This is a genomic window from Streptomyces aurantiacus (assembly GCF_001418335.1).
GTDB classification, from domain to species: Bacteria; Actinomycetota; Actinomycetes; order Streptomycetales; family Streptomycetaceae; genus Streptomyces; species Streptomyces aurantiacus.
On the sequence record NZ_LIPP01000048.1, the window covers coordinates 1 to 438 of the forward strand.

The 438-nt window shown below is 68.7% G+C and carries 1 protein-coding gene; it reads left to right on the forward strand.

Annotated elements, in window-relative coordinates; translation table 11 throughout:
* Positions 1 to 76: 76 nt before the first annotated feature.
* A partial coding sequence (locus AOK01_RS07680) for a polysaccharide deacetylase family protein (protein ID WP_245702157.1) occupies positions 77 to 438 on the forward strand: 362 nt, incomplete at its 3' end.

Below are 438 nucleotides of genomic sequence, written 5' to 3' on the forward strand. Positions count from 1 at the left end.
CACCTTTTCCCGTCCTTCCTGACGGTCGCGGGTTGACCAAGGAATCGGCGAGGAACTGCGTGGAAACGAGGCGGAGATGGCACGGCACGACGGCGGGCGTGGCTGGTACGGCAAGGTGCTCGGCGCGGCGCTCGGAGTGACGTTGCTCGGCGTCGGTGCCACGTGGGGAACCGCACAGGCCGGTGCCGTGGGCGACTCGTCGCCGAAGGCGAGCGCGTCGGCCGAGCCGGGCAGTGACGTCAAGCGCGTCGAGGAATCCATCGTGCACGCCTCGGACAAGGGAGCGCGCGGCGTCAACATCACCATCGACGACGGCCCCGACCCCGTATGGACCCCTCAAGTGCTCGACGTACTGCGGGAGTACGGCGTGAAGGCCACGTTCTGCATGGTGGGGACGCAGGCGCAGGCCCACCCGGACCTCGTGAAGAAGGTGGTCGC